Here is a 25,196-nt window from a genome sequence, read left to right on the forward strand (position 1 = left end):
GGCGCGGCCCTACGATGTTCACATTACGAACGTCTGTACGTAGAGCGAACAGGATCACCGTGACTGACGCATTCCTCCTCTCAGCCGCCCGCACGCCGTTCGGCCGCTTCAACGGCGCCCTGGCCGGGGTCCGGCCCGACGACCTCGCGGCCGCCGCGCTGCGCGGCCTGACCGCTGCGCACACCGATCTCGACCCCGCGACGATCGACGAGGTCGTCTGGGGCAATGCCAACGGCGCGGGAGAGGACAACCGCAACGTCGGACGCATGGCGGTCCTGCTCGCCGGCCTGCCGACGTCCGTGCCGGCCACGACGGTCAACCGCCTGTGCGGCTCGAGCCTCGACGCGGCCATGATGGCGTCCCGCTCGATCGAGACGGGTGACGCCGACCTCGTCGTCGCCGGGGGCGTCGAGTCGATGACCCGGGCGCCGTGGGTGCTGCCCAAGCCGTCCCGGGGATTCCCGGCCGGCGACACGACAGCCGTGTCGACCACCTTGGGCTGGCGGCTCGTCAACGACCGCATGCCCGCCGAGTGGACCGTCTCGCTGGGCGAGTGCAACGAGCAGCTCCAGGAGAGGTTCTCGATCTCGCGCGACCGGCAGGACGCCTTCGCGGCCCGGTCTCACGAGCTCGCCGACGCGGCCTGGGAGACCGGGTTCTACGACGACCTCGTCGTGCCGGTCGACGGCGTCGACCTCGTCCGCGACGAGGGCATCCGACCCGGCACCGACGTCGAGAAGCTCGCCGGCCTGAAGACCGTGTTCCGTCCCGACGGCACCATCACCGCCGGTAACGCCTCGCCGCTCAACGACGGGGCCGCCGCCCTGCTGCTCGGATCGGCCGGTGCCGCCGAGCGGCTCGGCACCCCTCCCCTGGCCCGCGTCGCCGGCCGCGGTGCATCCGCGCTCGACCCGCAGATGTTCGGCTTCGCGCCGGTCGAGGCCGCCGACACCGCGCTGCGCCGTGCGGGCATCACGTGGTCCGACGTCGGCGCCGTCGAGCTCAACGAGGCGTTCGCGGTGCAGTCGCTCGCCTGCGTCGACGCGTGGGACATCGACCCCGCCATCGTGAACGTCAAGGGCGGCGCGATCGCGATCGGGCACCCCCTCGGCGCCTCCGGCGCCCGCATCATCGGCACGCTGGCGCACGTCCTGCGGGAACGCGACGAGCGGTGGGGCGTCGCCGCCATCTGCATCGGCGTCGGACAGGGCCTGGCCGTCGTGCTCGAGAACGTCGAGGCATCGCGATGAGCACGGTCACGATCCACGACGACGCCGACGCCGCGGTCGCCTCGGTGGCCGACGGCGCGACCGTGCTGGTCGGCGGCTTCGGGATGGCTGGCATGCCGGTCACCCTGATCGACGCGCTGATCCGGCAGGGCGCGACGGACCTGACCGTCGTCAGCAACAACGCCGGCAACGGTGACACCGGCCTCGCCGCGCTGCTGTCTGCCGGGAGGGTGCGCAGGATCGTCTGCTCCTTCCCGCGCCAGAAGGACTCATGGGTCTTCGACGGCCTCTACCGCGACGGCAGGATCGAGCTCGACGTCGTGCCGCAGGGCAACCTGGCCGAGCGCATGCGCGCCGCCGGGGCCGGCATCGGGGCGTTCTTCAGCCCCACGGGCGTCGGCACCCCGCTGGCCGAGGGCAAGGAGACCCGCACGATCGACGGACGCGACTACGTGCTCGAGATGCCGATCAGGGGCGACGTCGCGCTGATCGGCGCCCACCGGTCCGATCGTCTCGGCAACCTCGTCTACCGCCGGACGGCCCGCAACTTCGGCCCCGTCATGGCGACCGCCGCCGCGACGACGATCGTCGAGGTGCGCGAGGTCGTGCCCACCGGCGCCCTCGACCCCGAGTCGGTCGTCACGCCCGGCATCTACGTCGACCACGTGCTCGACCTGTCGGCACTCGAGGGGGACGTCGCATGAGCGGCACGCTGGAGCACCTCGACCGCGGGCCGCTCTCGAAGGACGAGATCGCCGCGATGATCGCACGCGACATCCCCGACGGGTCGTACGTCAACCTCGGCATCGGCCAGCCGACCCTCGTCGCCGACCACCTCGATGCCGACAGCGGCGTCGTCCTGCACACCGAGAACGGGATGCTCGGTATGGGCCCCGCCGCCACGGGCGACGACGTCGATCCGGACCTCACGAACGCCGGCAAGATCCCGGTCACCGAGCTGGCGGGCGCCTCGTACTTCCACCAGGCCGACTCGTTCGCCATGATGCGCGGCGGGCACCTCGACGTGTGCGTGCTCGGGGCGTTCCAGGTCTCGGGAGGCGGCGACCTGGCCAACTGGCACACCGGGGCACCCGACGCGATCCCGGCGGTCGGTGGCGCCATGGACCTCGCGATCGGCGCCAAGGAGGTCTTCGTCGTGATGAGCCTGTTCGCGAAGGACGGCACCGCCAAGCTGGTCCGCGCGTGCACGTACCCGCTCACCGGCCTCGCCTGCGTGAGCCGCGTCTACACCGAGCACGCCACCTTCGTGGTGGGCCCCGACGGTGCGACCGTGGTCGAGACCTTCGGCATCGGCGTCGACGAGCTGCGGGGCCGTCTCGACGTCGACCTGCACCGCCTCACGACCTGAGCACGCGCCCTGCAGCCCGTCGCCGACGACCAGGACGTCCGGTCGCCGGCGCACGGGTTCGGCGCGACCACGAAGCCGTCGTGACGACGTCGCGCCGGTGCGTCCGGCTCAGACGCCGGTGGCACCGTGCGGAGCGACGACGGCACGACCGCTGAGCTCACCGGCCTCGAGCGCACGGTAGGCCTCGAGCGCGTCGTCCAGCGAGTACACGGTCACGTCGGGCGTGACCTGGCCGGCGCGGTAGAGGTCGACGACCTCGTGCAGCTCCTCGATCGTGCCCCAGTAGGTGCTGGTCAGCTCGACCTCGTACGGGACGGCGTAGAAGTTCCACTCGAACGTCCCGTTGGCGATGCCCACGACCGTGACCCGTCCGCGCAGCGCCACGACGCCCATCGCGAGGGCGATGGTGGGCGTCGCGCCGACGAAGTCGAAGACCGCATCGACGCCCTTGCCGCCGGTGAGCTCGCGGATGGCGTCGGACTGCCCCTCACCGCCGGGGACGGTCACGGCCCCGTTGGCGGCGGCCCGCTCCATCGCGTCCTGCTTGGTGTCGGTCGCGATGACGGTCGCGCCCGTGAGAGCCGTCAGGATCTGGACGGCGATCTGACCGAGCCCGCCGAGCCCGATGACCAGGGCGAACGTGCCGCCACCTGCCAGGACGGGCAGCGACTTCTTGATCGCGTGGTACGGCGTCAGCCCGGCGTCGGAGAGCGGTGCGGCGGCGACGGGGTCGGCGTCGCCCAGGGGCACCAGGTTGCGAGCCGGCACCGAGACGTACTCCGCCATGCCGCCGTCGCGGCCGAGGCCTGCGGCGAGGTGGGGCATCGTCGCCGCGTTCTCGCAGTACGTGTCCTGGCCGCGCGAGCAGGCACGGCAGTGGCCGCACCCCATCGGGCCGTAGACGAGGAAGGCGTCGCCCACCGTGATGCCCTCGACACCCTCGCCGAGCGCCTCGGCCCAGCCGGAGTTCTCGTGCCCGAGGACGAACGACGGCTTGAGCTGCGCCGGGCCGAACGACTCGTCGAAGTCGCGGAACACCGCGACGTCGGAGTGGCACGCTCCCGCGCCGGCGACCTTCAGCAGCACCTCGCCGGGGCCGGGGGTCGGCTTCTCGACGTCCTTCAACGTCGGGGTGGTCTTGTACTGGTCGAACACGACTGCCTTCACAGGTCCTCCTGGAGATGATCGGCAGCACACCTGCCGATAATTGAAAATTGTACTACTATGTCCCACTCGACTCGCCGACCCGTCGCCCCGCTGGCAGGCTGCTGAGGTGCCCGCTCTCGCCCCGCTCCCCGCCGTCGACGACACCGAGGCCGTGCGGGCGTGGGTGGCGTCGGAGCTGGGTCACCTGAGCCTCGAGGGCGCCGACGGCGTGCGCCCCGGAGGCCACCGCGGTGGGCAGACCGCCGCCGACGCCGCCCTGGCCTCGCTCGACGTCACGGCGTACGCCCGCGCGCGCTCGACGGTGCTGCCCGAGGGCCGACGCGGGGCGACGCGTCTCTCGCCGTACATCTGCCACGGCCTGCTCGACCTGCCGACCGTGTGGGACGCCGTGGCCGACGCCCCGTCGTCCGACCGTCGCCGCTACCGCGACGAGCTGCTGTGGCAGGAGTACGCACGCCACCTCTACGCCCGGCTCGGCCCGGCCCTCGCCGAGCCGCTCCGCAACGAACCGCCCGCCGCAGCGGAGGGACCGTCGTGGGACGAGCGGATGGCCTGCACCACCTGGGTGCAGGACGAGCTCGAGACCGACGGGTGGCTGGTGAACCAGACCCGCATGTGGTGGTCGTCGCACTGGACCGTGCGGCACGGCCGCGACTGGCGCGAGGGCGAGGACTACTTCTTCCAGCACCTGCTCGACGGCTCGCGGGCCGCGAACCGCCTCGGCTGGCAGTGGACCGTCGGCACCGGCTCGGGCAAGCCCTACGGCTTCAGCCGCTGGCAGGTCGAGAAGCGCGCGCCCCAGCTGTGCCGCTCGTGCGCCCTGCGCGACGACTGCCCGATCCAGGAGTGGCCCGAGACGTCGACCGGGCCGCGCGTGGAGGACAGCCCCGTCCGCACGGGGTGGTCGCGCGGCGCGTCCGGCCCCGGACCCGAGCACGTCGTCACGGACGGTGACCCGTCCGCCGTCTGGCTCACCGCCGAGTCGTTGGGCGACGCCGATCCCGCCCTCGCGGCGCACCCCGGCCTGCCGGTCGTCTTCGTGTTCGACGAGCCGGGTCTGCGCGCCCTGCCGCTGTCGGGCAAGCGCCTCGTGTTCGTCACCGAGTGCCTCGCCGACCTCGCGGCACGGCGGGACGTCGAGGTGCGCCTCGGCGACGTGCCGGCCGAGCTGGCGGGGACGCCCTTGGCCGTCACGTTCGCCCCGGTGCCGATCTTCGCCCGGCGCTCGGAGGCGCTGTCGCTCGCGGCCGTCCACCCGTGGCCCTGGCTCGAGCGTCCGGGCTCGCAGCGCCTGACGTCGTACAGCGCGTGGCGCAAGGGCGTCCCGCGCTGACGCGCTGCGCGGACGTGGACCGTCAGGCAGCGGCGGGGGTCAGCCGCAGCAGTCGGCCCGACCCCTCGTCCTCGAGCAGCCAGATCGCGCCGTCGGCGGCCTGCTCGACCGCCCGGATGCGCTCGCCCATCTCGAACAGCTCGTCGTCGCCCGCGGTCGTGCCCTCGAGGTCGACGTGCACGAGCCCCTCGCCCGACAGCGCGCCGAGGAAGGCGTCGCCCGTCCAGTCGGGGAACAGGTCACCGGTGTAGACCATGAGGCTGCCGGGCGAGATCGACGGCGTCCACGACGCGGTGGGAGCGACGAAGCCGTCGCCGGGAGCGTGGTCGGGGATCTCGCCGCCGCCGTAGTCGCTGCCGTTGGACGCCTCGGGCCAGCCGTAGTTGCCACCCGCCTCGACGAGATTGAGCTCGTCGCCGCCCTCGGGACCCATCTCGCTGGCCCACAGGGAGCCGTCGGCGGCGACCTCGAGGCCGAGGACGTTGCGGTGCCCGTAGCTCCAGATCTCCGGGGACGCTCCGGCGTCCTCGGCCAGCGGGTTGCCGGGAGCGGGCTCGCCGTCGAGCGTCAGCCTCACGATCGTGCCGAGGGTGTTGGAGGTGTCCTGCGCGGGATCCTTCTTCTGCCGGTCGCCGGACGAGACGAACAGGTGCTCGCCGTCGGGCGCGACCGCGATGCGGTGCGAGAAGTGACCCGTGCCCGACACCTTCGGCGCCTGGCGCCAGATGACCTCGAGACCGTCGAGCGAGGCGGCCGCGTCGGACGTCCGCAGCCGGGCACGACCCACGACCGCTCCCGAGGTGCCGTCGCCCGCACCGCTCTCGACCCAGCTCAGGTAGACCGTCCCGTCGTCCTCGAACGTCGGCCCGGCCACGACGTCGCCGAGACCACCCTGCCCGGCCACCGTGACGTCCGGGACGCCGGCGACCTCGACCCGCTCGCCGGTGTCGGCGTCGCGCAGGTGCAGGGTGCCGCTGCGCTCGGTGACGAGCAGGTCGCCGCTGCCGGGCAGGAACGTCATGGCCCACGGGTCGTCGAAGGCGTCGACCTCCTCGACGTCGAAGGGGCGCTCGCCCTCGCCGATGCTGGCCGGCACCGAGGCCGACGAGGCGTCGTCGCCGCCCGACCGTTCGGTGTCCGCCGAGCAGCCCGCCACGAGCACCGCTGCCAGTCCGAGTCCGATGAATCGCATGCGTCGAGTCTGGCCGGGCGCCCCAAGCCCCGCGAGTGGTGCATTCCGGCCCGCGAGTGCTGCGGCGTGGTCAGACACGCCGTCCCAGAATGTCCAGTCCACACCACTCGCGGTTCCGGGGTGGGGCGGGTGGCTAGGCTCGGAGGATGGATGCGGACGGCTGGACCCGGTGCGACCAGGGCCACCGTCACTGGGGCCTGGTCGGTGCGGCGGGTCTGCTGGTCGTCCACGACGCGGACGCCGAGCGGCGGTTCCTGATGCAGCACCGCTCCGAGCAGGTGCACCACGGCGGCACGTGGGCGATCCCCGGCGGTGCCCTCGCCCACGGCGAGACGCCCGAGCGGGGTGCGCTCCGCGAGGCCGAGGAGGAGCTCGAGGACCTGCCGGGTGGACTGGCCCACGTCGCGACCTTCACCGACGACCACGGCGGCTGGGCCTACAGCACCGTCATCGTCCGGTCGCCCGCGAGCTTCGCCGCCGTCGAGCACGGCTGGGAGACCGGGCCGGAGGGGTTCGCCTGGCTCACGGCCGACGAGATCGCGGGCATCCCCCTGCACGCCGGCTTCGCCGCGTCGTGGCCCGCGGTGCTCGAGGCCGTCACGAGCCTGCCGGCTCCCTGAACGCGCGCCGGCGGACCTTGCCGGTGTCGTCGCGCAGCGGTTCGCGCGTCAGCTCCCACGACCGGGGCGTCTTCTCGGGGTCGAGCCGCGCCCGCGCCCAGACGTCCAGCTCGTCGGTCGTCACCGAGCCCGCCGCGACGTCGACGACCGCGTGCACGGCCTGCCCCCTCACCTCGTCCGACCGGGGGACGACCACGGCCGACCGCACCTGCGGGTGCTCCTCCAGCACGGCCTCGACGTCGGCCGGCTGCACCTTCACCCCTCCCGTGACGATGACGTCGTCGAGCCGGTCGTCGATCCAGAGGTAGCCGTCGGCGTCCATGCGACCCGCGTCGCCCAGCGTGTGCCAGCCGTCCCGGACGACCGACTCGGCCCCGACGTACGAGTACGTGGGCGGACCGTCCCGCCGCATCACGACCTCTCCGGGCTCCCCCGGTGCGGCGGTCGTGCCGTCGGCCCGCAGCACCCGGAACCGCGAGCCGGAGACGGCTCGGCCGACCGATCCGGGGCGCTCGAGCCAATCGCGCCCCGTGATCATGGTCAGGCCCTGCGACTCCGTGCCGGCGTACACCTCGACGACGCGGTCGGGCCCGAGCCACTCGATCCACGACCGCTTGAGCCACGGCGCGCACCGGGCACCCAGGTGCAGGACGCTCTCGAGCGACGAGACGTCGTGGGCCTCGCGCACCGACTCCCCCAGGCGCCAGATGCGGTGCATCATCGTCGGCACGAGCATCGTCCACGTCACGTGGTGCCGCTCGACCGCCCGCAGGGCCTCCTCGGCGTCGAACCGTCGCATCACGACGAGCTCGTGGCCGGTCATGAGTCCGCGCATCGCGTAGACGAACGGCGCGGCGTGGAACAGCGGCCCGGCCACGAGCTGGACGGCCCGGCGCGGCACGAACGGCGCGACCGCCCCCGCCGGGTCGACCGTCGCCGCAGCGGCGGCCCGGACGATCTTCGGCCGGCCCGTGCTGCCGCTCGACGTCGGCGCCTTCCACGACGACGCCGCCCGGTCGGGCAGCGGCGAGTCGTCATCCGACCCGTCGACGGGCCCGTCGACCACCATGGCAGGACGGGCCAGGTCGAGGATCGCGGCACGCTCCCCCGCGCCGATGCGCGGCGAGAGGGGCTGCGGCGTCGCCCCGAGCTTCCACGCCGCCACGCAGGCCACGACGAAGTCGGTGCCGTTCGGCAGGGCGATCGTGACCAGGTCGTCGTGCGACACGCGGTCCGCCCAGCCGTGCGCCACCCGGTTCGAGGCGAGGTCGAGCTCGCGCCGGGTCAGCGCGTCGTCGCCGCAGCGGACGGCGACCGCGTCGGGTGCCTCGTCGGCCAGGTGCGCGAAGGCACGGCCGATCGACATCGACGTCACGCGCGACCGCCGCCCTCCGACAGGTGCTGCGCGTAGAACGCGAGGTGAGCGGCCGCGGCCGCCTCCCAGGTGTACGACGCGGCCAGCGCGCGCCCGGGGGCCGGGTCGGGCGGCTCCGCCAGGACGGACGCCAGCGACCCCCCCATCGCCATGGGCTCGGCGGCGAACCGGACCGCGTCGCCGAACACCTCGCGCAGCACCGGGAGGTCGCGTGCGACGACGGGCACACCGGCCGCCAGGGCCTCCATCGCCGCGAGCCCGAAGCCCTCCTTGGTCGAGACGAACGCCATCGCGGACGCGCCGGCGACGAGCCCCGGCAGGACGTCCTCGTCGACGACGCCGAGCATCTCGTGGTGCACGCCGAGCTCGGCGGCCCGCCGCTCGAAGGCCGCCCGGTAGTCGCGGTAGTCGAAGAGCGTCTCGCCGCCGGCGAACACCAGGCGCACGTCAGGACGGCGCCGGCGGATCAGCGCGTAGGCCTCGAGCAGGTCGATGCTGCCCTTGCGGGGCTCGATCCCGCCGAGCGCCAGCACGTACGGCCCGAGCCTGGACCGCCACATCGCCCGGTCGGCGTCGCCCGCGGGCCCGGCGGCACGCGCGAACCGGTCGGCGTCGACGCCGTTGGGGATGACGGTCGGCGTCAGCCCCCAGCCGGCCTTGACCTCGGCGGCGACCGACTCCGAGACGCACACCCGTCCGACGGGCTCGACGACGGCCCGCTCGTGGCACGCGACGAGGGCGGGCGTCGTGAAGGTGTCGAGGTGGTGGATCGTGCGCAGGCACGGCAGCGCGGCGTTCGCGCTGATGCAGTCCTGCGCGTGCACGACGTCGTAGTCCCCGGGCGTGAACGCGTCGCGCAGCACCGCGATCGACCGCTGGATGCGGGCGCCGACGTCCTCGCCCGGCACCTCCGGGAACGGCACCGCCCGCACCCCGACGGCGGGGTCGACGGGACGGTAGAACGTCGAGTCGCCTCCGCGCCCGAGCGTCCAGACGTCGACGTCGGCACCGGCGCGGCTCAGCGCCTCGGCCAGCGCGAGGGTGTGGACGACCCCCCCGCGCGGCTTGGTCGAGTACGTCAGCAGGGCGATCCTCACGACCCGCCCCGCATCTCCACGACGTAGCTCGCGGGCGCCCGCTCGTCCAGGTGGTGCAGCAGCCGGCGCGAGCGCGTGATCTCGGCCTCGACGTCGACCTCGGCCACCGCCAGGGCTCCCTTCGACCAGGTGCGGGCCAGCACGTCTCCGCCCGGACCGACGACCTTGGCCTGGCCCAGGAACCGCAGCCCGCCCATGACGCCCGTCTGGTTCGACGAGATCCAGACGATCTGGTTCTCCGCCGCGCGGGCGCTGTCGTACAGGTCGAACAGGCGCGACTGCCGGTCCTGCGGCAGGCGGGACGCCCGGTCGGTCACGCTCGCCGGCCACGCCGACAGGCACGCGACGACGTGGGCGCCGTCCAGCGCCAGCGACCGGGCCGACTCCGGGAACGTCTTGTCGTAGTCGATCAGCATGCCGAGCCGTCCGACCGGTGTGTCGAACGCGGCGAAGACGTCACCGGCGCGGTACACGAGCGCCTCGCCCGCCGGCTGGTGCACCTTGCGGTGGCGGCCGAGGACGCCGTCCCCCGTGACGCACAGCGCCGCGTTGTAGTGCACCTGCTCGCCGTCGAGACCGGTGCCCGCGTCCTCGGTGTACCCGAAGCAGACGACCATGTCGCCGGCCATCGCGATGACGCGTCCGACCTCGAACGAGTCCTCCCGCAGGGCCGGCGGCAGGGCGTGCGCGTCGGGATGACGCAGGTCGGACAGGTAGCCGCCGAGCGTCGCGTCCGGGAAGACCAGCAGGTCGACGGCGGCCGCCCGCGCATCGGCCACGATGCCGGCCATCTTCTGCAGCGACCGGTCGATGTCGCGCCCGAAGTGCGCGGCGACGGAGGCGAGGCGCACGGCCTAGCGCTCGACCGGGGCCGGGCGCCTCGCGCCGACGATGCAGCCGAAGACGTGCTCGGCGTCGCGCGCGATGCCGGCGAACCGGCCCGAGCCCCACGTGTGCATCCACGGCAGGCCGAGGAAGTAGAGCCCCGGCACCGACGTCACGCCCCGCGTGTGGGTCGGCGCCGCGGCGCCGTCGAAGACGCCGACCTTGACCCACCGGTAGTCGGGCCGGTAGCCGATGCCCCACACGATCGAGGTGATGCCGGCCTCGCGCAGGTCGAGCACGCGCGGCTCGTGGTCGGGCGACCAGACGGGCTCGTACCGGCTGCCGGGCGGTGCGTCGACGCCCTCGCGCTCGATGTACGCGTCGATGTCGCGACAGATCGAGTTGTAGACGGCGTCCGCGGAGTCGAGCGCGCCGGTCAGCGTCGGCTCGAACGACAGGCGCGTCCCCTCGGCACCCGACATCAGCCCGTACAGCCGCATGCCCTCGGCCGCGAACTGCCGCAGGTCGATGTCGCGTCCGCCGTCGCGTCCCGTCACGTAGTGGTTGGTCTTCTCCCGGGCGGCCCGACCGCCCGGGTACTGCTGCACCGGGGTGTCGTACAGCCCCATGTCGGCGAGCCACGTCATGCAGTCGCGCCCGCGGTAGGTGCGCGCGACCCGCGGCGCGTCGCCCAGCGCGAGGTGCACCCGGCGTCCCTCGATGTGCAGGTCCTCGGCGATCTGCGCCCCCGACTGCCCCGAGCCGACGACCAGCACGTCGCCGTCGGGCAGCTGCGCGGCGTTGCGGTAGTCGGCCGAGTGCACCTGCGTGATCGACGGATCGATCGCGGCGGCGAACGCCGGGACGATCGGCAGGTGGTAGCCGCCGGTCGCCAGCACGACGTGCTCGGCCTCGAGCGTCTCCGCACCGTCCGGACCCGCCAGCTCGAGGACGAACCCGCCGCCCTCGCGCTCGGTCAGCAGGGTGACGGCGGTGTGCTCGCGGACCGGTGGGTCGAAGGACGCCGCGTAGCCGGCGAGCCAGTCGGCGACCTGCTCGCGGGTCATGAACCCGTCGGGGTCGTCGCCGTCGTAGGCGTGGCCCGGCAGGCGGCAGTGCCAGTTGGGGGTGACGAGCGTGAAGTTGTCCCACCGGCGGTCGGTCCACTCGTGGGCGGTCGTCGACGCCTCCAGCAGCACGTGGTCGACGCCCTCGCGCGTCAGGAACCAGCTGACCGACAGACCGGCCTGGCCGGCACCGACGATCGCGACGGGGATGCTCATGGGGTCTCCTCGGACGCGGGCGGCAGGGGTGGTTGCATGGCGAGCACCTCGACCAGGTCGGCGGCGTCGAAGCGCGACGCCGTGGCCCGGATCCGGTCGAGCGACGCGGCCGAGGCCGAGCACGTGAACCCGTACCTCGCGCGCACCCGCTCGCTCGCCTCGGCCAGCGCGGTGGACGACCGGCGCGTGAACTCGTCGATGCGGTAGGTCGCGCCCGGCTCGAGGTGGTCGTGCATGACGAGCGAGGGCGAGTAGCAGTCGGCGACGCCGCCGTCGGGCCAGCGGACCGTCACGGTCATCTCAGGCATGGGCCGGCACCCCCGCGTGCACGGGGTACGTCTCGGGACGGCGGTCGCGCAGGTGGAACATCGCCCGCCGTGCCGTGCCGAGCGCCTCGTCGAGGTCGACCCCCGCGATCGCGAGCCCCGCGTCGGCGCCCGTCGTTGCGAGCACGTCGCCGCCGGGGCCCACGACCTTGGCGTTCGCGACGAACCGCATCGACCCGAACGTGCCCACCTGGTTCGCGGCGACCCAGACGATCTGGTTCTCCAGGGCGCGGGCCTGGTCGAACAGGTTGAACCGCTTGGTCCACCGGTCCTCGGCGATGTCGGCCGCACCGGCGGTGCGCGACGACGGCCACGCCGAGATGCAGGCCACGACCTGCGCACCGTCGAGGGCCAGCGCACGGGCCGCCTCGGGGAAGGCCTTGTCGTAGCAGATCAGCATGCCGAGAGGACCGATCGGCGTCTCGAACGTCTGGTAGACGTCGCCGGCCTCGTAGTAGAGGTTCTCGCCGAGGGGCTGATGCACCTTGCGGTGGACGCCGATGACGCCGTCGCCGGTGAGCGCGGCGGCGCTGTTGTAGCGGGTGCCCCCGTCGGCCTCGCAGAACCCCAGGACGAGCGTCATGTCGCCCGCCATCTCGGCGACCCGGCGCAGCTCGGGGCCGTCGAGGTCGATGATCGGCGGCAGCGAGTCGGGTCCGTCGCCGTCGGTGTGCAGCGTCGACAGGTAGCCGCCCAGCGTGGCCTCCGGCAGCGCGAGGAGGCGGACGTCCCGCGACCGGGCCTCCGCGACGAGTCGGGCGATCTGCGCGTACGCCTCGTCGAGGTCGCGCCCGAAGGCGGCCGAGGCCGCGGCGAGATGGGTGATGGTCATGACCAGTCCTTTCCGGTGGGGCCGAGCCCCGTGACGGGGCCGGTGATCGCGGACGTCACGAGACCGTCGGGCCAGCGCAGGCCGACCCCGCGGCCCTCGGTGAGGCGTCCGCAGACGGAGGTGTCGACGAAGCCCGGCAGCGTCGCCCGGGCAGCGGTGCGCTCGGCCGAGACCATCGCGAACCCGGGGAAGCAGGTCAGCCAGTCGCCCGCCGTCGCGGCGTGGAGCGGCGGCATCGGGACGTGGGCGACGTCGAGCACGGCCCGGCACCCGCTGGCCTCGGCGAGCATCCCGGTCGTGCCGATGACCCCGGTCATGCTGACGTCCTTGGCGGCGGTCGGGTGCAGCGACGGCACGACGCCGGCCAGCGCGCGCAGCTCGTCCGACCGGCGGTGCGACGACGAGTCCCACTGCGAGCCGGTGTAGCCCGGGCGCCACTGCCCGCCGAGGTCGGCGGTCAGCCGCAGCGACTCACCGGGAGCCGCGCCGCCGCCCGCGACCGGACGGTCGGTGCGGCCGAGGGCCGTGACGCTCAGCGAGGCGGGCACGCCGAGCTGCGTGTGGCCGCCGATGACCGGCACGCCCCACGCCTGCGACGCGGCGCGCAGGCCGCGGAGGATCCGACGGGCGAACGAGGCGTCGCGGGCGCCGACGGCGTCGAGCAGGCCGACGGGCGAGGCGCCCATCGCGGAGACGTCGTTCAGGTTGACCAGGACGCCGCACCAGCCCGCCCACTCGGGATCGCGCTCGACCATCGACGGCAGGATCGCGTCGCAGGCCGCGAGCAGGTCGCTGCCGGGCACGGGAGCCGCGTCGTCGCCGACGAAGCCGGCACCACCCAGGGCGCCGTGGGCGCCCCCGAGGTCGAGCAGCAGCGAGCCGAGGACGGCCTTGGTGGCGTCCGCGAGCCGCTGCGCGCGGTCGATCGGCCACAGCATCTGCGCGTGCGGGCGACCGTGGACGTCGAGGGTGGCCAGCGTCGTCCACCCGAGACGCCGGAACAGGCCCTCGTTCTGCGCCTGGACGGTCGCGTCGAAGCGCAGCGCGCCCTCCCGCTCGGCCCGTGCGCAGGCAGCGCGGACGAGCGCGGCGCCGATGCCGGCGTGCGTCCTCGCGGTGGTGCTGACGGCCAGGCGGCTGCCCGACCACCAGCCGATGTCGCGTCCCTCGACGGCCGGCGCGAGCCGCACACCGCCGAGCAGCGTGCCGTCGGTGGCCCGCGCGACGAGCACGACGCAGCGTGGGTCGTCGTCGACGCGGTCGGAGTCGTCGCGGTCGAAGATGCCCTGCTCGGCGACGAACACGTCGCGCCGCAGCGCGCGGTAGGCGTCGAGGTCGGCGCGTCCGACCGCCTGCGAGACGAGGAACGTGGGCGCGGGCGACGGACGGGTGCCCGTGAGGATGCCGCGGTCGAGGTCGACGATCGTCATGGCCTACGCCCCCTCGCTCTGCAGCACGCTGCAGGCCCCGCACGCGGCGCAGCCGGCCGCCTGGTCGGCGCCGTGCATGCCGGCCTGCATCAGCGCGTGCGCCACGCGCCGGGTGACGTCCTGCAGCACTTCGGCCGGTGGCGGCGGGACGCCGTCGACGTCGGTCGCGAGGGTGCCCGCGAGCGGACGGAACGGCACGACGAACGGGTAGACGCCCATGTCGACGAGCTCCTCCGCGGCCGCGACCATCTCGTCGGGGTCCTCGCCGAGACCGACCAGCAGGTACGTCGACACCTGGTTGTGGCCGAACACCCGGACGGCCTCGCGCCACGCGGCGCGATACTCGTCGAGCGGCACCGACGACTTGCCCGGCATCCAGCGCCGGCGGACGTCGTCGTCCATCGACTCGACGTGGATGCCGATCGAGCGGGCGCCCGCCTCGTACAGGTCGGTGATGGTGCGCAGGTCGGCGGGCGGCTCGCACTGCACCTGGATCGCGAGGTCGGGCAGCACCTCGCGGACGGCCCGCACGCAGCGGGCCAGGTGCGTCGCACCCCGGTCGCGCCCGTTCGACGTGCCCGTCGTCATGACCATCTGCGTGATGCCGTCGAGCTCGTGCGCGGCCCGCGCGACCTCGGCGATCTGCGACGGGGTCTTCACCGCGATCGTCGAGCCCGCCTCGAGCGACTTCTCGATCGCGCAGAAGCGGCACCGCTCGGCCTCGTCGTACCGCACGCACGTCTGCACGACGGTCGTCGCGAGGACGTTCGCCGAGTGCAGGCGCGCGATCTTCTCGTACGACACGCCGTCCGTGGTCTCGAGGTCGTAGAAGCGCGGACGGCGCACCGGCTCGACGCCGAGGCCCGTGTCGGCCCCGTCGAGCAGCAGACGTCCGCGGTTGACGGTGAACGGGCTGCTCGGGTTGATCGGGACCGCGGTGCCGACTCCTCCGAGCAGCACGTGCCCGTCGTCGCTGGGCCCCGCACCCGACTGCCGGCTGACCGGCGCGTCGAGCAGCCGGATGCCCTGGATCGCGACGTCGACGCGGGTGTCGACCGTCGTGCGCGTGGCGGTGGATCCGCCGCAGGCGGGTGCGTTCATGGGGTCTCCTCCTCGTTCCGTGCTGGGTCCGGCCGGGATCAGAGGTTGTAGACGGAGTTGATGATCGCGCCCTTGCGGGCGTAGTGGATGATCGCGTCCTGCACGTCGAGGGGGTGGGCGGGGATGACGCCCTCGATGAGGTCCTCCTCGCGGATGCCGTGCAGCGCCAGGCCGAAGCGGCAGCAGTAGACCGTGCCGCCCTCGGCGATGTACGTCTCGAGCGAGGCGTTCATGTTGAGCTCGCCCGGGAAGCCCGCGTCGCCGGTCGTCGGGAAGCCGCGGTTGGCCGAGCAGGCCAGCGTGCCGGGGCCGTAGAAGTAGATCGCGGTCTCGAAGCCCTTGCGCAGCGCGCGGGTCGCCTGCAGGATCGCGACGAAGCTGACCGACGACTCGTGCGGGATGCCGTGGATCAGCGTGAAGTACGACTGCCCCTCCTCGGCCTGGTAGTCGGGGAACAGCTTGGTCGAGCCGTACAGGTTCGTGCCCTTGGGCAGCGAGGGGTGCTGGATCTCGGCGAGCGAGGCCTCGATGTTGGCGGCGAGCTGGTCGTCGATCTCGGTCATGGTTCTCCTGGGGTGAGGGTGAGGGTGGGGTCGTGCACTGGCCGCTGCGGACCAGGGATCAGGGGTGTCGCGTCAGCCGTAGAGCGAGGTGAAGTTGCCGCGGAAGAACGCCTCGGCGAGCTCGGGGTCCTTGGCGACCGCCGACAGGCGCGCGTGCTCGCCCTCGAAGTCGCCCCACGGGCAGTCGGTCGCGAAGAGGATGCGGTCGTGACCGACGCCTCGCCGCTCGATCTCCTGCACGAGCCAGACCGGGGCGAAGCCGATCGTCCAGCTCGTGTCGGTGTAGACCTGCTTGCCGGCCTCGATCCAGTCGAACAGCCGGCCGCCGATGAGCTTCATGTGCCCGCTCATGCCGCCGCCGAGGTGGACGAGGTGGATCTTGGTGTCGTCGCCGTAGCGGTCGACGAGGGTGCCGACCTGGTCGACGTCGGACGCCGCGCCGGGCGAGGTGTGCACGTGGACGACGAGGTCGTGCTCGGCGGCGGTCGTGAAGATCCGGTCGATCTCGTCGGCGCAGTCGGGGTCGGTCGGGCTGCCGCCCAGCAGGAAGCTGGTCTTGAGCGCCTTGACGCCCGACTCGCCGACGAGCTTCAGCGCCTCGGTGTTGCGGTCCGCGTCGGACGCCTTGGGCGAGACCCACAGCCCGCAGCTGACACGGTCGTCCTTCTGCGCCGCCTCGATCGCCAGGGGGTTGAGGTCGAAGGCCGCGTCGGGGGCGGGGACGCCGTAGTTGGGCAGCACCAGGGCGCGCTCGGTGCCCTCGCGGTCGAGATCGGCGAAGAACGCGCCGACGGTCTCCTTGGCCGTGACGTCGGCGCGGATCGCCGGCCCGCCGTAGAAGGGGAACTCGGGCAGCGCGCCGATGTGGCGGTGGCTGTCGAAGACTCGCTGGGGCATGCATCCAGTCAGCGCCCGCGATGTTTCGGGATGGTCACGCTCGGAACAAAGGCCCGTGAAGAGGGTGTTTCCCCACATTACGTCGCGGGATGAGATGGTTGAAAGGTGAAGAACTTCCACCGCTTCGTGGCCGTCGGCGACTCGTGGACCGAGGGGGTCGGCGATCCCGACCCCACCCGGCCGAACGGGCTGCGCGGCTGGGCCGACCGGGTCGCCGAGGTGCTGGCCACCCGCACCGACGACTTCGGCTACGCCAACTTCGCGATCCGCGGCCACCGCGTCGGTGAGATCGTCGAGCAGCAGCTCGGCCCCGCCCTGGACCTGCGCCCCGACCTGCTCACGCTGCAGGGCGCCGGCAACGACATCCTGCGCACCCGGGTCGACCTCGACGCCCTGGTCGGCGAGATCGACACGGCGGTGGGGCGGGCCAACGACGTCGGGGCGACCGTCGTGCTGTTCACCCACGGGTCGCCGGCCTCCGGACCCTTCGCGGCGCTGCGCGGACGCATCGCGATCTTCAACGAGCTGGTCCGCGAGGTCGTCGACACCCGCGACGCGGTGCTCGTCGACAACTGGCGCATCCGCGAGGCGCGCGACACGCGCCTGTGGGACGTCGACCGCGTCCACCTCTCGCCCCTGGGCCACCACCGGGCCGCGCTGGAGGTGCTCGACGTGCTCGGCGTCCCCCACGAGCACCCGGTGTTCGAGCTCTCGGTGGCCGAGGCCGCGACCCGGCAGGCGCGCCTGCGCGCCGACCTCGGCTGGGCCCGCACCTTCGTGGGCCCGTGGGCGTACCGCCGCCTGACCGGACGCTCGACGGGCGACGGCGTGCAGCCCAAGCGCCCCGGCCTGTCGCCGATGTGAGCCGCGCTCCCCGCGACGGCCGGGTCGTACGATGGCGACGATGACCGTGCCCGCCCCCGACCGTCCCCGCCGGCTGCTGGTGGTCGTCGACGCCCCGTCGCTGCTGCACCGCAGCCACCACGCCCGCGCCCACACCGGCACGACGGACCGTGCCGGGCGCCCGGCGTGGGCGCTGCACGGCATGCTGGGGCAGATCCTCGAGGTCATCGACGGCTTCGCCCCCGACGCCGTCGTCTTCGGGCTCGACGACCGGCGTGCGTCCGAGCGGGCCGATCTCTACCCCGCCTACAAGGCGGGCCGCGCCGAGAAGGACCCCGCGCTGGTCGAGCAGCTCGACCGCGCCGGCGCGATGCTCGACGCCCTGGGTCTCGCGACGCTGACTCCCCCGGGGCTCGAGGCCGACGACGTCAGCGCGTCGGCGGCCACGTGGGCCGGCGCCCACGGGTGGGACTGCGTCATCGTGACGTCCGACCGCGACGCGTTCGCCCACATCAGCGACCACACCCGGGTGCTGCGGCTCATCAACGGCGGCGTCAGCGCCTCGCCCCTGCTGACCCCGGCCCGGCTCGTCGCGATGTACGGCGTCCCCGCCGAGCACTACCTCGAGTTCGCGGCGCTGCGCGGCGACGCCAGCGACAACCTGCCGGGCGTGTCCGGCATCGGCGAGAAGACCGCCGCGACCCTGCTCACGCAGGTCGGGTCGATGCGGACGGTGTGGGCCGACGTCGACCGCAACGAGGGCCGCGGGGTGGCCTCGACGCTCGACTCGTGGGCCACCGAGACCGGCGCCCGCCGGATCGGCCGCACGGTCGTCCGCCGTCTGACCGCCGACGGCGCCCGTGAGCGGTACGACTTCAACGTCCGCATCATGTCGGGCCGCGACGACCTCGACCTCGGCCTGACCCCCGACGTCCCCGGGACCCCGGGACTGCTGCCGCTCGACGCCCACCGGATCGCGACCGTCGTCGGCTTCCTGGGGGTCGAGGCGACGACGTCGCTCGCGATCCGGGTGCTCAGCACCGACCCGGCCTCGGCGGCGTCGGGCTCGGACCGGTAAATTCGGCAGGTGTCCGACAACCGCCCCCGCCGCACGTTCGCCGTCATCAGCCACCCCGACGCGGGCAAGTCGACGCTCACCGAGGCCCTCGCGCTGCACGCCCGGGTCATCACCGAGGCCGGCGCCGTGCACGGCAAGGGCGACCGGCGCGCCACGGTGTCCGACTGGATGGCGATGGAGAAGGCCCGCGGCATCTCGATCACGTCCGCCGCGCTGCAGTTCGTCTACCGCGACCACGTCGTCAACCTCGTCGACACCCCGGGCCACAGCGACTTCTCCGAGGACACGTACCGCGTCCTGTCGGCCGTCGACTCCGCGGTCATGCTGGTCGACGCCGGCAAGGGGCTCGAGCCCCAGACCCTCAAGCTGTTCCGGGTGTGCGCCCTGCGCGGCATCCCGGTCATCACGGTCATCAACAAGTGGGACCGCCCGGGCCTGTCGCCCCTGGGCCTGATGGACGAGATCGAGCGGCAGATCAAGCTGCGCCCCACTCCCCTGACCTGGCCCGTCGGCGAGGCCGGCGACTTCCGGGGCGTCCTCGACCGGCGCACGGGCGAGTTCGTCAAGTACACGCGCACCGCGGGCGGCGCGACCCGCGCGCCCGAGCGTCGCATGGCGTCGTCCGAGGTCGAGGACGTCGACGCGCAGGCCTGGTCGGACGCCGTCGACGAGCACGAGCTGCTGTCGCTCGACGCCGCCGACCACGACCAGGAGCGCTTCCTGGCCGGCGAGACGACCCCCGTCATGTTCGCCTCGGCCCTGCAGAACTTCGGCGTCGCGCAGCTGCTCGACCTGCTGCTCGACCTGGCGCCCGCCCCCAGCGCGACCGAGGGCGTCGACGGATCGGTGCGCCAGGTCGACGACCCGTTCAGCGCGTTCGTGTTCAAGGTGCAGTCGGGCATGAACAGCTCGCACCGCGACCGCATGGCGTACGCCCGGGTCGTGTCCGGCACGTTCGAGCGCGGCATGGTCGTGACGCACGCCTCGACGGGGCGACCGTTCGCCACGAAGTACGCGCAGTCGCTGTTCGGCCGCGAGACCAGCTCGGTCGAGCAGGCCTCGCCCGGCGACATCATCGGCTTCGTGAACGCCCAGGCCCTGCGCGTCGGCGACACGGTATACGACGGCGAGCCGATCGACTTCCCGCCCGTGCCGAGCTTCGCCCCCGAGCACTTCATGGCCGTGAGCGCGCGCGACATCGGCCGCTACAAGCAGTTCCGGCGCGGAATCGAGCAGCTCGACCAGGAGGGCGTCGTCCAGGTGCTGCGCTCCGACCTGCGCGGCGACCAGAGCCCCGTGCTGGCGGCCGTCGGCCCCCTGCAGTTCGAGGTCGTCGAGGAGCGGATGACGCACGAGTTCACGTCACCGATCCGGCTCACCCGCCTCGACTACTCGGTGGCGCGCCTGACCGACGCCGACGGCGCGCGGACGCTCAGCGGCTTCCGGGGCGCCGAGGTGCTGCAGCGCACCGACGGCACCTACCTGGCCCTGTTCATCGACAAGTGGCGGGCCAACAACGCGGCCCGCGAGTTCCCGGACGTCCTGCTCGACGAGCTGCCCGCCGGCGGCAGCTGAGCCGCCCGTGCCGGTCGTCTCGCTGGTCCTGGTGCTGGTGCTGCTGGCGTGCGCGGCGCTGCTGCCGATCCGCCGCCTGCCGTCGTGGCTCAACCTCTACGTCGGCGTCGCGATCGCGTCGGCCGTCCTGGTCGTGCTGGCGGCCCTGCTGGCCTGACACCCGTCAGGCGCGCTCAGGCGACGAGCGCCGTGATGACCACGACCGCCGGCACCGACGCCAGCGTGCTGACGAAGATCGCGTCGCGCGCCATGAGCTGCGCCCGCTCGTAGCGCGACGCGATGATGAAGACGTTCTGGGCCGTCGGGAGCGCCGACAGCACCGTCACCGCCAGCAGCGCGGGGGTGTCGAGGTCGAGCGCGAACCGGCCCACGAGGTACGCCACCGCCGGCTGGACGACGAGCTTGAGCGCGACCACCAGGCCGAGCCGGCCGACGGGGACGCCGCGCCCCGGCAGCGGGCCGAGCCGCAGCGACACCCCGTAGGCCAGCAGCATCGACGGCACCGCCATGCCCCCCACCAGCTCGAGGGGGTCGTGGACGGTCGCGGGAAGGCTCGTGCCCGTGACGGCCAGCACCAGGCCGAGGAACGAGCCGATCGTGATGGGGTTCTTGAGCGGACGGGCGAGCACGGCGCGCCACGACAGCCGGTTCTCGCTGGCGTCGGCGTCGAGCAGCACCAGCGCGAGGGGCTGCAGCACCAGCAGCTGCATCAGGATGACGGGCGCCACGAGGGCCGGGTCGCCCAGCACGTAGGACGCGATCGGGAGGCCCAGGTTGCCCGCGTTCACGTAGGCCGAGCACAGCGTCCCGACGACCGTCTCGCCGAGGGGCTCGCGGCGCACCACGGCGATGGCGACGAACACGGCCCCCGTCACCAGGACCGCCGCGACCGTCGCGAGCAGGGCGCCCGAGAAGATCTCCGCGACGTCGCTCGACTCCAGCACCGTCACGAGCAGCGCGGGGCTCGCGACGAAGAACGCGAGGGTCGAGAGCGTCCGCTGCCCCGCCTCGTCGATGATCCCCAGGTGCGCGAGCAGGATGCCGAGGGCGATCAGGATGCCGATCGTCGCGAACCCCTCGAAGACCCCCGTCACGCATCGACCCTAGTGCGGGGGCACGACCGTCACAGGCGCGGGTCGACGGCCTCCGACTCCATCGCCAGCACCGCGAAGACGCACTGGTGCACCCGCCAGACGGGCTCCCCCGCCACCGCCCGCCGCACGGCCTCCAGCCCCAGCGCGTACTCGCGCAGCGCCATCGACCGCTTCTGGCCGACGTTGCGACCGCGCAGACGCTCGAGCGTCGCGGGATCGGTGTAGTCGGCGCCGTAGATGATGCGCAGGTACTCGCGTCCGCGCACCTTGAGACCGGGCTGGACCAGGCCCTTGGGCCCGCGGACGAGGTTGTCGAACGGCTTGACGACCATCCCCTCCCCGCCGCCGGCGGTCAGCTCCTCCCACCACGCGACGCCGGCGGACCTCGACTCGTCGTCGGACGTGTCGACCACCAGGCGGCGGGTCGTGCGGACGAGCTCGGGATCGGCGGCGGCCAGGCGGTCGGCCACGTCGAGGTGCCAGCCGTGGGCGAGCTGCTCGTACGTGCCGGCGTCGCTGCCCAGCACCTGGAACGGCGCCACCTGCACCCCCAGGTCGTTGTCGACCGGCTGGACGTAGCGGCGGTAGGAGTCGACGAAGCGCGAGGCGTTCGCCGACCGCGACCGGGTGCGCTCGAGCAGATCGGCGACGTCGATGCCCCGCGCCGACGCCGACTCGAGCACGGCCACGGCGTCCGGCAGCGCCGTCGTGGCGGCGGCACCGACCCGGGCGTACTGGTCGCGCACCATGGCCTCGGCCTTGGCGGTCCACGGCAGGATCTCGGTGTCGAGCAACAGCCACGTGGCGCCCAGCTCGTCCCAGAGGCCGGCCGCCGAGGCGGCCCGTGCGATGCGGGCCAGCACGGCGTCCTGCCGCGCGGGCGCGAAGAACGACCGCCCGGTCCGCGAGTGGACGACGCCCGTGCCGTCGGCGCGCACGTGCACGACGGCCCTCGACCCCATGTGCTTCTCCTCGCACACGACCCGCGTCACCGATCGCCTGGCGTAGTGGTCGAAGGCCTCGTCGGGGTGCTCCAGCAGGCCCTCACGGGTCGAGCTGTCGACCGGCGACATCGTCGGCGGCAGGTACAGCAGGTCGGCGGGGGCCACCGCGAAGCGGCTCATGACCTCGAGGGCGCCCGCGGCGTCGTCGGCCCGCAGCGTGATCCTGCCCAGGTGCCGGGTCTCGACGACGCGGTGCCCCAGCACGTCGTCGAGCGCGAGCGTGCCCGCCTCCCGCTCCGGCGGTGCGAGGGGACGGACGGGCTCGTAGTACGTCTGGTGGGCGGGCACCGACACGACCTCGCGCTCGGGGTACCGCAGCGCCGTCAGGTCGCCACCGAACACGCACCCCGTGTCGAGGCACATCGTGCCGTTGACCCACTCGGCCCCGGGCACCGGCGTGTGGCCGTAGAGCACCGTCGCCGCGCCCCGGTAGTCGTCGGCCCACGGGTATCGCACGGGCAGGCCGAACTCGTCGGTCTCGCCGCTGGTGTCGCCGTAGAGCGCGAAGGCCCGCACCCTGCCGGAGGCACGACCGTGGTACTTCTCCTTCAGGCCCGCGTGCGCGACGACGAGCCGTCCGCCGTCGAGCACGTAGTGGGCGACCAGGGCGTCGCAGAACTCCCGCACCGCCACGACGAACTCCGGGTCCTCGAGCGCCAACTGGTCGAGCGTCTCCTGCAGCCCGTGCGACGTCGTGACGTCGCGGCGCCCGAGCGCCCGCACCAGCTTGGCCTCGTGGTTGCCCGAGACGCACAGGGCGTGGCCGGCCGCGACCATGCCCATCACGAGGCGCAGGACGCCCGGCGAGTCGGGCCCGCGGTCGACGAGGTCGCCGACGAACACGGCGCGCCGTCCGTCGGGGTGCGATGCGTCGACCGCGCGTCCCCGGTCGTCGCGGACGATGCCGTAGCCGAGGCGATCGAGCAGCTCCTCGAGCTCGACCCGGCACCCGTGCACGTCGCCGACGACGTCGAACGGACCGGTCTCGTCGCGACGGTCGTTGAACAACCGGGTGCGCGTGAACGACGCCTCCGCGACCGCCTCGACCGAGTCGAGCACGTGGACCGTGCGGAACCCCTCGCGCCGCAGCCCCCTGATCGACCGCCGCAGCTGGTCGTGCTGCCGCTTGACGACGTGGGCGCCGAAGTCGCGGTCGGGACGTGACGCGTTGCGCTCGACCGCGACGCCGGCCGGCACGTCGAGGACCACCGCGACCGCCAGGACGTCGTGCTCCTTCGCGAGGGCGAGCAGCGAGCGACGCGCCGAGGCCTGCACGTTCGTCGCGTCGACGACCGTCAGCCGGCCGCGCTCGAGGCGCTTGCCGACGATGAACTCCAGCACCGCGAACGCGTCGGACGTCGCGTCCTGGTCGTTGGCGTCGTCCGACACCATCGCACGGCACTCGTCGCTCGAGACGACCTCGGTCGGTGCGAAGTGGGTCGCCGCGAACGTCGACTTGCCCGACCCGCTCGTGCCGACCAGCACGACGAGGCACAGCTCCGGCACCTCGAGCGTCGTCATGACGCCACCTCCGCGGCGCGCCGGGCGAAGACCGCCATCTGGGTGGGCGGACCGACCTCGGGGTCGTCGTCGCCGACGGGCCGCAGCTCGACGTCGTACCCGTACGCCCGACCGACCGACGCGGCCCAGTCGGCGAGCTCGGCGCGCGTCCACTCGAACCGGTGGTCCGGGTGCCGGAACCCTCCGTCGCGCAACGCCGGGTAGCGGGCGTTGTGCTCGACGTTGGGCGTCGTGACGACGACGTGCCGCGGTCTCATGGCGCCGAAGACATTCGCGACCACGGCGGGCAGACGGCCCGGGTCGACGTGCTCGACCACCTCCATCAGGATCGCGAGGTCGACGTCGGCCAGGCGCGGGTCCTCGTACTGCAGCGACGACAGCAGCAGGGTCAGCCGGTCGGACTGGCGCTCGGTCATGCGGTCGACGTGCAGCCGCGTGGCCGCCCTCGACAGCGACGCGTCCGACACCTCGGTGCCCACGACGCGGACGACGCCCTGCATCTCGAGCAGGGCCGCCAGCAGGGCGCCCGACCCGCAGCCCAGGTCGGCGACCGACGCGGGACGGATGCGGCGCACCTCCTCCAGCACCGCGTCGTGGCGCAGGCGCACCAGGGGGCGGGTGGTGGCGACGACGTCGTCGTCCTCGAGCGACTCGACGACCGGACGGTCGTCGAGCTCGACGAGCCGCTGCATCGCGGCGTCCTTCAGGCCCCGCTGGTGAGCGAGGTAGCGGTGCGTCACGAGCTCACGCTCGGGGTGCGTCGCGAGCCAGCCCGATCCCGCCCGCACGAGCTTGTCGACCTCGTCGTCGCCGACCCAGTAGTGCTTGGCGTCGTCGAGCACCGGCAGGAGCACGTAGAGGTGGTTGAGCGCCTCGGCCAGGCGCATCGAGCCCGTCAACGTCAGCGAGACGAGCGGGGCGTCACCCCACTCCGGCCGCGTGTCGTCGAGCGCGACGGGCGTCGCGACGACGGTCCAACCCATCGGCTCGAACAGCCGTCCCAGCAGGTCGGGGTCGCCCGGCACCGCGGGCAGGGCGATCGTCAGGTCGAGCGGGCTCGCCACGAGGTCGTCGTGGCCCCGGCACCGACCGTTCAGCGCCGAGCGGAACACCTTGCCCATCGCGACCGAGAGCAGCGACGACGCGACGTACGGGCGGTCGTTGACGTACTGGCCGAGTGCGAAGCCGTCGTGCGAGCCGTTGCGGCCACGCACCAGCGCGACCGGGTCGACCTCCAGCAGCATCGCCGCGGTGCACCGTTCGGGCCCGACCTCGGGGTAGAAGACGTGCGCCGTGCCCCCGTAGACCTCGAAGGCCTGCGCCCGCTCCGGGTGCTTGTGCAGCAGGTACCCGAGGTCGGCGGGGTCGTCGAGTGCCGGCGATCGCCGGGCCGAGACCGTCAGCAGCATGCGGACAGTCTGCCCCAGACCGGGACGAGGCGG

Annotated in this window: 24 protein-coding genes; 9 read left to right on the forward strand and 15 right to left on the reverse strand. The window is 73.3% G+C overall.

Annotation, left to right across the window (positions count from 1 at the left end):
• The first annotated feature begins 59 nt into the window (after positions 1-59).
• From ASD10_RS14040 to ASD10_RS14050, 3 genes are read left to right on the forward strand one after another with little or no spacing between them, the layout of a single operon-like run.
• Entirely contained in the window at positions 60-1,250 is a 1,191-nt protein-coding gene (locus tag ASD10_RS14040; RefSeq protein ID WP_056609451.1) for a thiolase family protein, read from the forward strand.
• Entirely contained in the window at positions 1,247-1,933 is a 687-nt protein-coding gene (locus tag ASD10_RS14045; RefSeq protein ID WP_056609452.1) for a 3-oxoacid CoA-transferase subunit A, read from the forward strand. Before ASD10_RS14040 ends, ASD10_RS14045 begins: the two co-directional genes overlap by 4 nt.
• The gene (locus ASD10_RS14050) at positions 1,930-2,598 is read left to right on the forward strand and encodes a 3-oxoacid CoA-transferase subunit B (protein WP_056609454.1); all 669 of its coding nucleotides are present in this window, start codon (positions 1,930-1,932) and stop codon (positions 2,596-2,598) included. Before ASD10_RS14045 ends, ASD10_RS14050 begins: the two co-directional genes overlap by 4 nt.
• A gap of 108 nt (positions 2,599-2,706) precedes the next feature.
• Here the strand turns inward: ASD10_RS14050 and ASD10_RS14055 are convergent, their stop codons facing one another.
• Positions 2,707-3,765: an NAD(P)-dependent alcohol dehydrogenase gene (locus tag ASD10_RS14055; protein ID WP_056609456.1), complete on the reverse strand. Its 1,059-nt coding sequence runs from the start codon at positions 3,763-3,765 to the stop codon at positions 2,707-2,709.
• 106 nt (positions 3,766-3,871) lie between these two features.
• Between ASD10_RS14055 and ASD10_RS14060 the strand changes: the two genes are divergently transcribed.
• Complete coding sequence (locus ASD10_RS14060; protein WP_056609458.1) at positions 3,872-5,098, forward strand: FAD-binding domain-containing protein; 1,227 nt, start codon at positions 3,872-3,874, stop codon at positions 5,096-5,098.
• Positions 5,099-5,120: 22 nt separating this feature from the next.
• Here the strand turns inward: ASD10_RS14060 and ASD10_RS14065 are convergent, their stop codons facing one another.
• Complete coding sequence (locus ASD10_RS14065; RefSeq protein ID WP_056609460.1) at positions 5,121-6,290, reverse strand: PQQ-dependent sugar dehydrogenase; 1,170 nt, start codon at positions 6,288-6,290, stop codon at positions 5,121-5,123.
• A 146-nt stretch (positions 6,291-6,436) separates the two neighbouring features.
• Between ASD10_RS14065 and ASD10_RS14070 the strand changes: the two genes are divergently transcribed.
• Positions 6,437-6,910: an NUDIX domain-containing protein gene (locus tag ASD10_RS14070; protein WP_056609462.1), complete on the forward strand. Its 474-nt coding sequence runs from the start codon at positions 6,437-6,439 to the stop codon at positions 6,908-6,910.
• On the opposite strand, the gene ASD10_RS14075 is transcribed toward ASD10_RS14070, so the two are convergent.
• The 10 genes from ASD10_RS14075 to ASD10_RS14120 all read right to left on the reverse strand — a co-directional run bounded on the left by ASD10_RS14075 (position 6,888) and on the right by ASD10_RS14120 (position 16,639).
• Positions 6,888-8,276: an AMP-binding protein gene (locus ASD10_RS14075; protein WP_056610582.1), complete on the reverse strand. Its 1,389-nt coding sequence runs from the start codon at positions 8,274-8,276 to the stop codon at positions 6,888-6,890. The two genes, ASD10_RS14070 and ASD10_RS14075, sit on opposite strands and share 23 nt — an antisense overlap.
• A 5-nt stretch (positions 8,277-8,281) precedes the next feature.
• Positions 8,282-9,382, reverse strand: coding sequence for an MSMEG_0565 family glycosyltransferase (locus tag ASD10_RS14080; RefSeq protein WP_056609464.1), 1,101 nt, complete (start codon positions 9,380-9,382; stop codon positions 8,282-8,284).
• Positions 9,379-10,233, reverse strand: a complete 855-nt coding sequence (locus tag ASD10_RS14085; protein WP_056609466.1) for a carbon-nitrogen hydrolase family protein — start codon at positions 10,231-10,233, stop codon at positions 9,379-9,381. The genes ASD10_RS14080 and ASD10_RS14085 overlap by 4 nt, the downstream gene beginning before the upstream one ends.
• Positions 10,234-10,236: 3 nt before the next feature.
• Positions 10,237-11,490 (reverse strand): MSMEG_0569 family flavin-dependent oxidoreductase, encoded by a 1,254-nt coding sequence (locus ASD10_RS14090; RefSeq protein ID WP_056609468.1) that lies wholly within the window; start codon positions 11,488-11,490, stop codon positions 10,237-10,239.
• Positions 11,487-11,798, reverse strand: a complete 312-nt coding sequence (locus tag ASD10_RS14095; RefSeq protein ID WP_056609469.1) for an MSMEG_0570 family nitrogen starvation response protein — start codon at positions 11,796-11,798, stop codon at positions 11,487-11,489. The genes ASD10_RS14090 and ASD10_RS14095 overlap by 4 nt, the downstream gene beginning before the upstream one ends.
• Positions 11,791-12,648 carry a carbon-nitrogen hydrolase family protein gene (locus ASD10_RS14100; protein ID WP_056609471.1) on the reverse strand — a complete coding sequence of 286 codons (858 nt, stop codon included), beginning with the start codon at positions 12,646-12,648 and terminating at the stop codon, positions 11,791-11,793. Before ASD10_RS14100 ends, ASD10_RS14095 begins: the two co-directional genes overlap by 8 nt.
• On the reverse strand, positions 12,645-14,078 hold the full coding sequence (locus ASD10_RS14105; protein WP_056609473.1) for an MSMEG_0567/sll0787 family protein: 1,434 nt from the start codon (positions 14,076-14,078) through the stop codon (positions 12,645-12,647). Before ASD10_RS14105 ends, ASD10_RS14100 begins: the two co-directional genes overlap by 4 nt.
• Positions 14,079-14,081: 3 nt before the next feature.
• Positions 14,082-15,179 (reverse strand): MSMEG_0568 family radical SAM protein, encoded by a 1,098-nt coding sequence (locus tag ASD10_RS14110; RefSeq protein ID WP_056609475.1) that lies wholly within the window; start codon positions 15,177-15,179, stop codon positions 14,082-14,084.
• Between the two features lie 38 nt (positions 15,180-15,217).
• Positions 15,218-15,742 (reverse strand): MSMEG_0572/Sll0783 family nitrogen starvation response protein, encoded by a 525-nt coding sequence (locus ASD10_RS14115; protein WP_056609476.1) that lies wholly within the window; start codon positions 15,740-15,742, stop codon positions 15,218-15,220.
• A gap of 72 nt (positions 15,743-15,814) precedes the next feature.
• Positions 15,815-16,639 (reverse strand): amidohydrolase family protein, encoded by an 825-nt coding sequence (locus tag ASD10_RS14120; RefSeq protein WP_056609478.1) that lies wholly within the window; start codon positions 16,637-16,639, stop codon positions 15,815-15,817.
• Between the two features lie 105 nt (positions 16,640-16,744).
• On the opposite strand from ASD10_RS14120, the gene ASD10_RS14125 reads away from it, so the two are divergent.
• From ASD10_RS14125 to ASD10_RS18880, 4 genes are read left to right on the forward strand one after another with little or no spacing between them, the layout of a single operon-like run.
• Positions 16,745-17,503 (forward strand): SGNH/GDSL hydrolase family protein, encoded by a 759-nt coding sequence (locus tag ASD10_RS14125; protein ID WP_056609481.1) that lies wholly within the window; start codon positions 16,745-16,747, stop codon positions 17,501-17,503.
• Positions 17,504-17,543: 40 nt separating this feature from the next.
• On the forward strand, positions 17,544-18,560 hold the full coding sequence (locus ASD10_RS14130) for a 5'-3' exonuclease H3TH domain-containing protein (RefSeq protein ID WP_082556316.1): 1,017 nt from the start codon (positions 17,544-17,546) through the stop codon (positions 18,558-18,560).
• Positions 18,561-18,569: 9 nt separating this feature from the next.
• Positions 18,570-20,135, forward strand: a complete 1,566-nt coding sequence (locus ASD10_RS14135; RefSeq protein ID WP_056609482.1) for a peptide chain release factor 3 — start codon at positions 18,570-18,572, stop codon at positions 20,133-20,135.
• 7 nt (positions 20,136-20,142) lie between these two features.
• A complete protein-coding gene (locus ASD10_RS18880) occupies positions 20,143-20,292 on the forward strand; it encodes a hypothetical protein (RefSeq protein WP_157432609.1) in 150 nt (49 codons plus the stop codon).
• Positions 20,293-20,308: 16 nt separating this feature from the next.
• Here ASD10_RS18880 and ASD10_RS14140 read toward each other — a convergent pair whose 3' ends face one another.
• The 3 genes from ASD10_RS14140 to ASD10_RS14150 are packed head-to-tail and all read right to left on the reverse strand — an operon-like array spanning position 20,309 to position 25,163.
• Positions 20,309-21,229, reverse strand: a complete 921-nt coding sequence (locus tag ASD10_RS14140) for an AEC family transporter (RefSeq protein ID WP_056609484.1) — start codon at positions 21,227-21,229, stop codon at positions 20,309-20,311.
• 29 nt (positions 21,230-21,258) lie between these two features.
• Positions 21,259-23,754, reverse strand: coding sequence for a polynucleotide kinase-phosphatase (locus ASD10_RS14145; protein WP_056609486.1), 2,496 nt, complete (start codon positions 23,752-23,754; stop codon positions 21,259-21,261).
• A complete protein-coding gene (locus ASD10_RS14150; RefSeq protein ID WP_056609488.1) occupies positions 23,751-25,163 on the reverse strand; it encodes a 3' terminal RNA ribose 2'-O-methyltransferase Hen1 in 1,413 nt (470 codons plus the stop codon). Before ASD10_RS14150 ends, ASD10_RS14145 begins: the two co-directional genes overlap by 4 nt.
• Positions 25,164-25,196: the final 33 nt, after the last annotated feature.

Source organism: Aeromicrobium sp. Root472D3 (assembly GCF_001426485.1).
Taxonomy (GTDB): Bacteria; Actinomycetota; Actinomycetes; order Propionibacteriales; family Nocardioidaceae; genus Aeromicrobium.

What these genes read in the sequence shown, in the direction of transcription:
- ASD10_RS14050 (WP_056609454.1), top strand. Translation starts at nt 1,930, where the DNA reads ATGAGCGGCACGCTGGAGCACCTCGACCGCGGGCCGCTCTCGAAGGAC.
- ASD10_RS14045 (WP_056609452.1), top strand. Translation starts at nt 1,247, where the DNA reads ATGAGCACGGTCACGATCCACGACGACGCCGACGCCGCGGTCGCCTCG.
- ASD10_RS14095 (WP_056609469.1), bottom strand. Translation starts at nt 11,798, where the DNA reads ATGCCTGAGATGACCGTGACGGTCCGCTGGCCCGACGGCGGCGTCGCC.
- ASD10_RS14100 (WP_056609471.1), bottom strand. Translation starts at nt 12,648, where the DNA reads ATGACCATCACCCATCTCGCCGCGGCCTCGGCCGCCTTCGGGCGCGAC.
- ASD10_RS14145 (WP_056609486.1), bottom strand. Translation starts at nt 23,754, where the DNA reads ATGACGACGCTCGAGGTGCCGGAGCTGTGCCTCGTCGTGCTGGTCGGC.
- ASD10_RS14120 (WP_056609478.1), bottom strand. Translation starts at nt 16,639, where the DNA reads ATGCCCCAGCGAGTCTTCGACAGCCACCGCCACATCGGCGCGCTGCCC.
- ASD10_RS14115 (WP_056609476.1), bottom strand. Translation starts at nt 15,742, where the DNA reads ATGACCGAGATCGACGACCAGCTCGCCGCCAACATCGAGGCCTCGCTC.
- ASD10_RS14110 (WP_056609475.1), bottom strand. Translation starts at nt 15,179, where the DNA reads ATGAACGCACCCGCCTGCGGCGGATCCACCGCCACGCGCACGACGGTC.
- ASD10_RS14070 (WP_056609462.1), top strand. Translation starts at nt 6,437, where the DNA reads ATGGATGCGGACGGCTGGACCCGGTGCGACCAGGGCCACCGTCACTGG.
- ASD10_RS14150 (WP_056609488.1), bottom strand. Translation starts at nt 25,163, where the DNA reads ATGCTGCTGACGGTCTCGGCCCGGCGATCGCCGGCACTCGACGACCCC.
- ASD10_RS14105 (WP_056609473.1), bottom strand. Translation starts at nt 14,078, where the DNA reads ATGACGATCGTCGACCTCGACCGCGGCATCCTCACGGGCACCCGTCCG.
- ASD10_RS14130 (WP_082556316.1), top strand. Translation starts at nt 17,544, where the DNA reads ATGACCGTGCCCGCCCCCGACCGTCCCCGCCGGCTGCTGGTGGTCGTC.
- ASD10_RS14065 (WP_056609460.1), bottom strand. Translation starts at nt 6,290, where the DNA reads ATGCGATTCATCGGACTCGGACTGGCAGCGGTGCTCGTGGCGGGCTGC.
- ASD10_RS14090 (WP_056609468.1), bottom strand. Translation starts at nt 11,490, where the DNA reads ATGAGCATCCCCGTCGCGATCGTCGGTGCCGGCCAGGCCGGTCTGTCG.
- ASD10_RS14075 (WP_056610582.1), bottom strand. Translation starts at nt 8,276, where the DNA reads ATGTCGATCGGCCGTGCCTTCGCGCACCTGGCCGACGAGGCACCCGAC.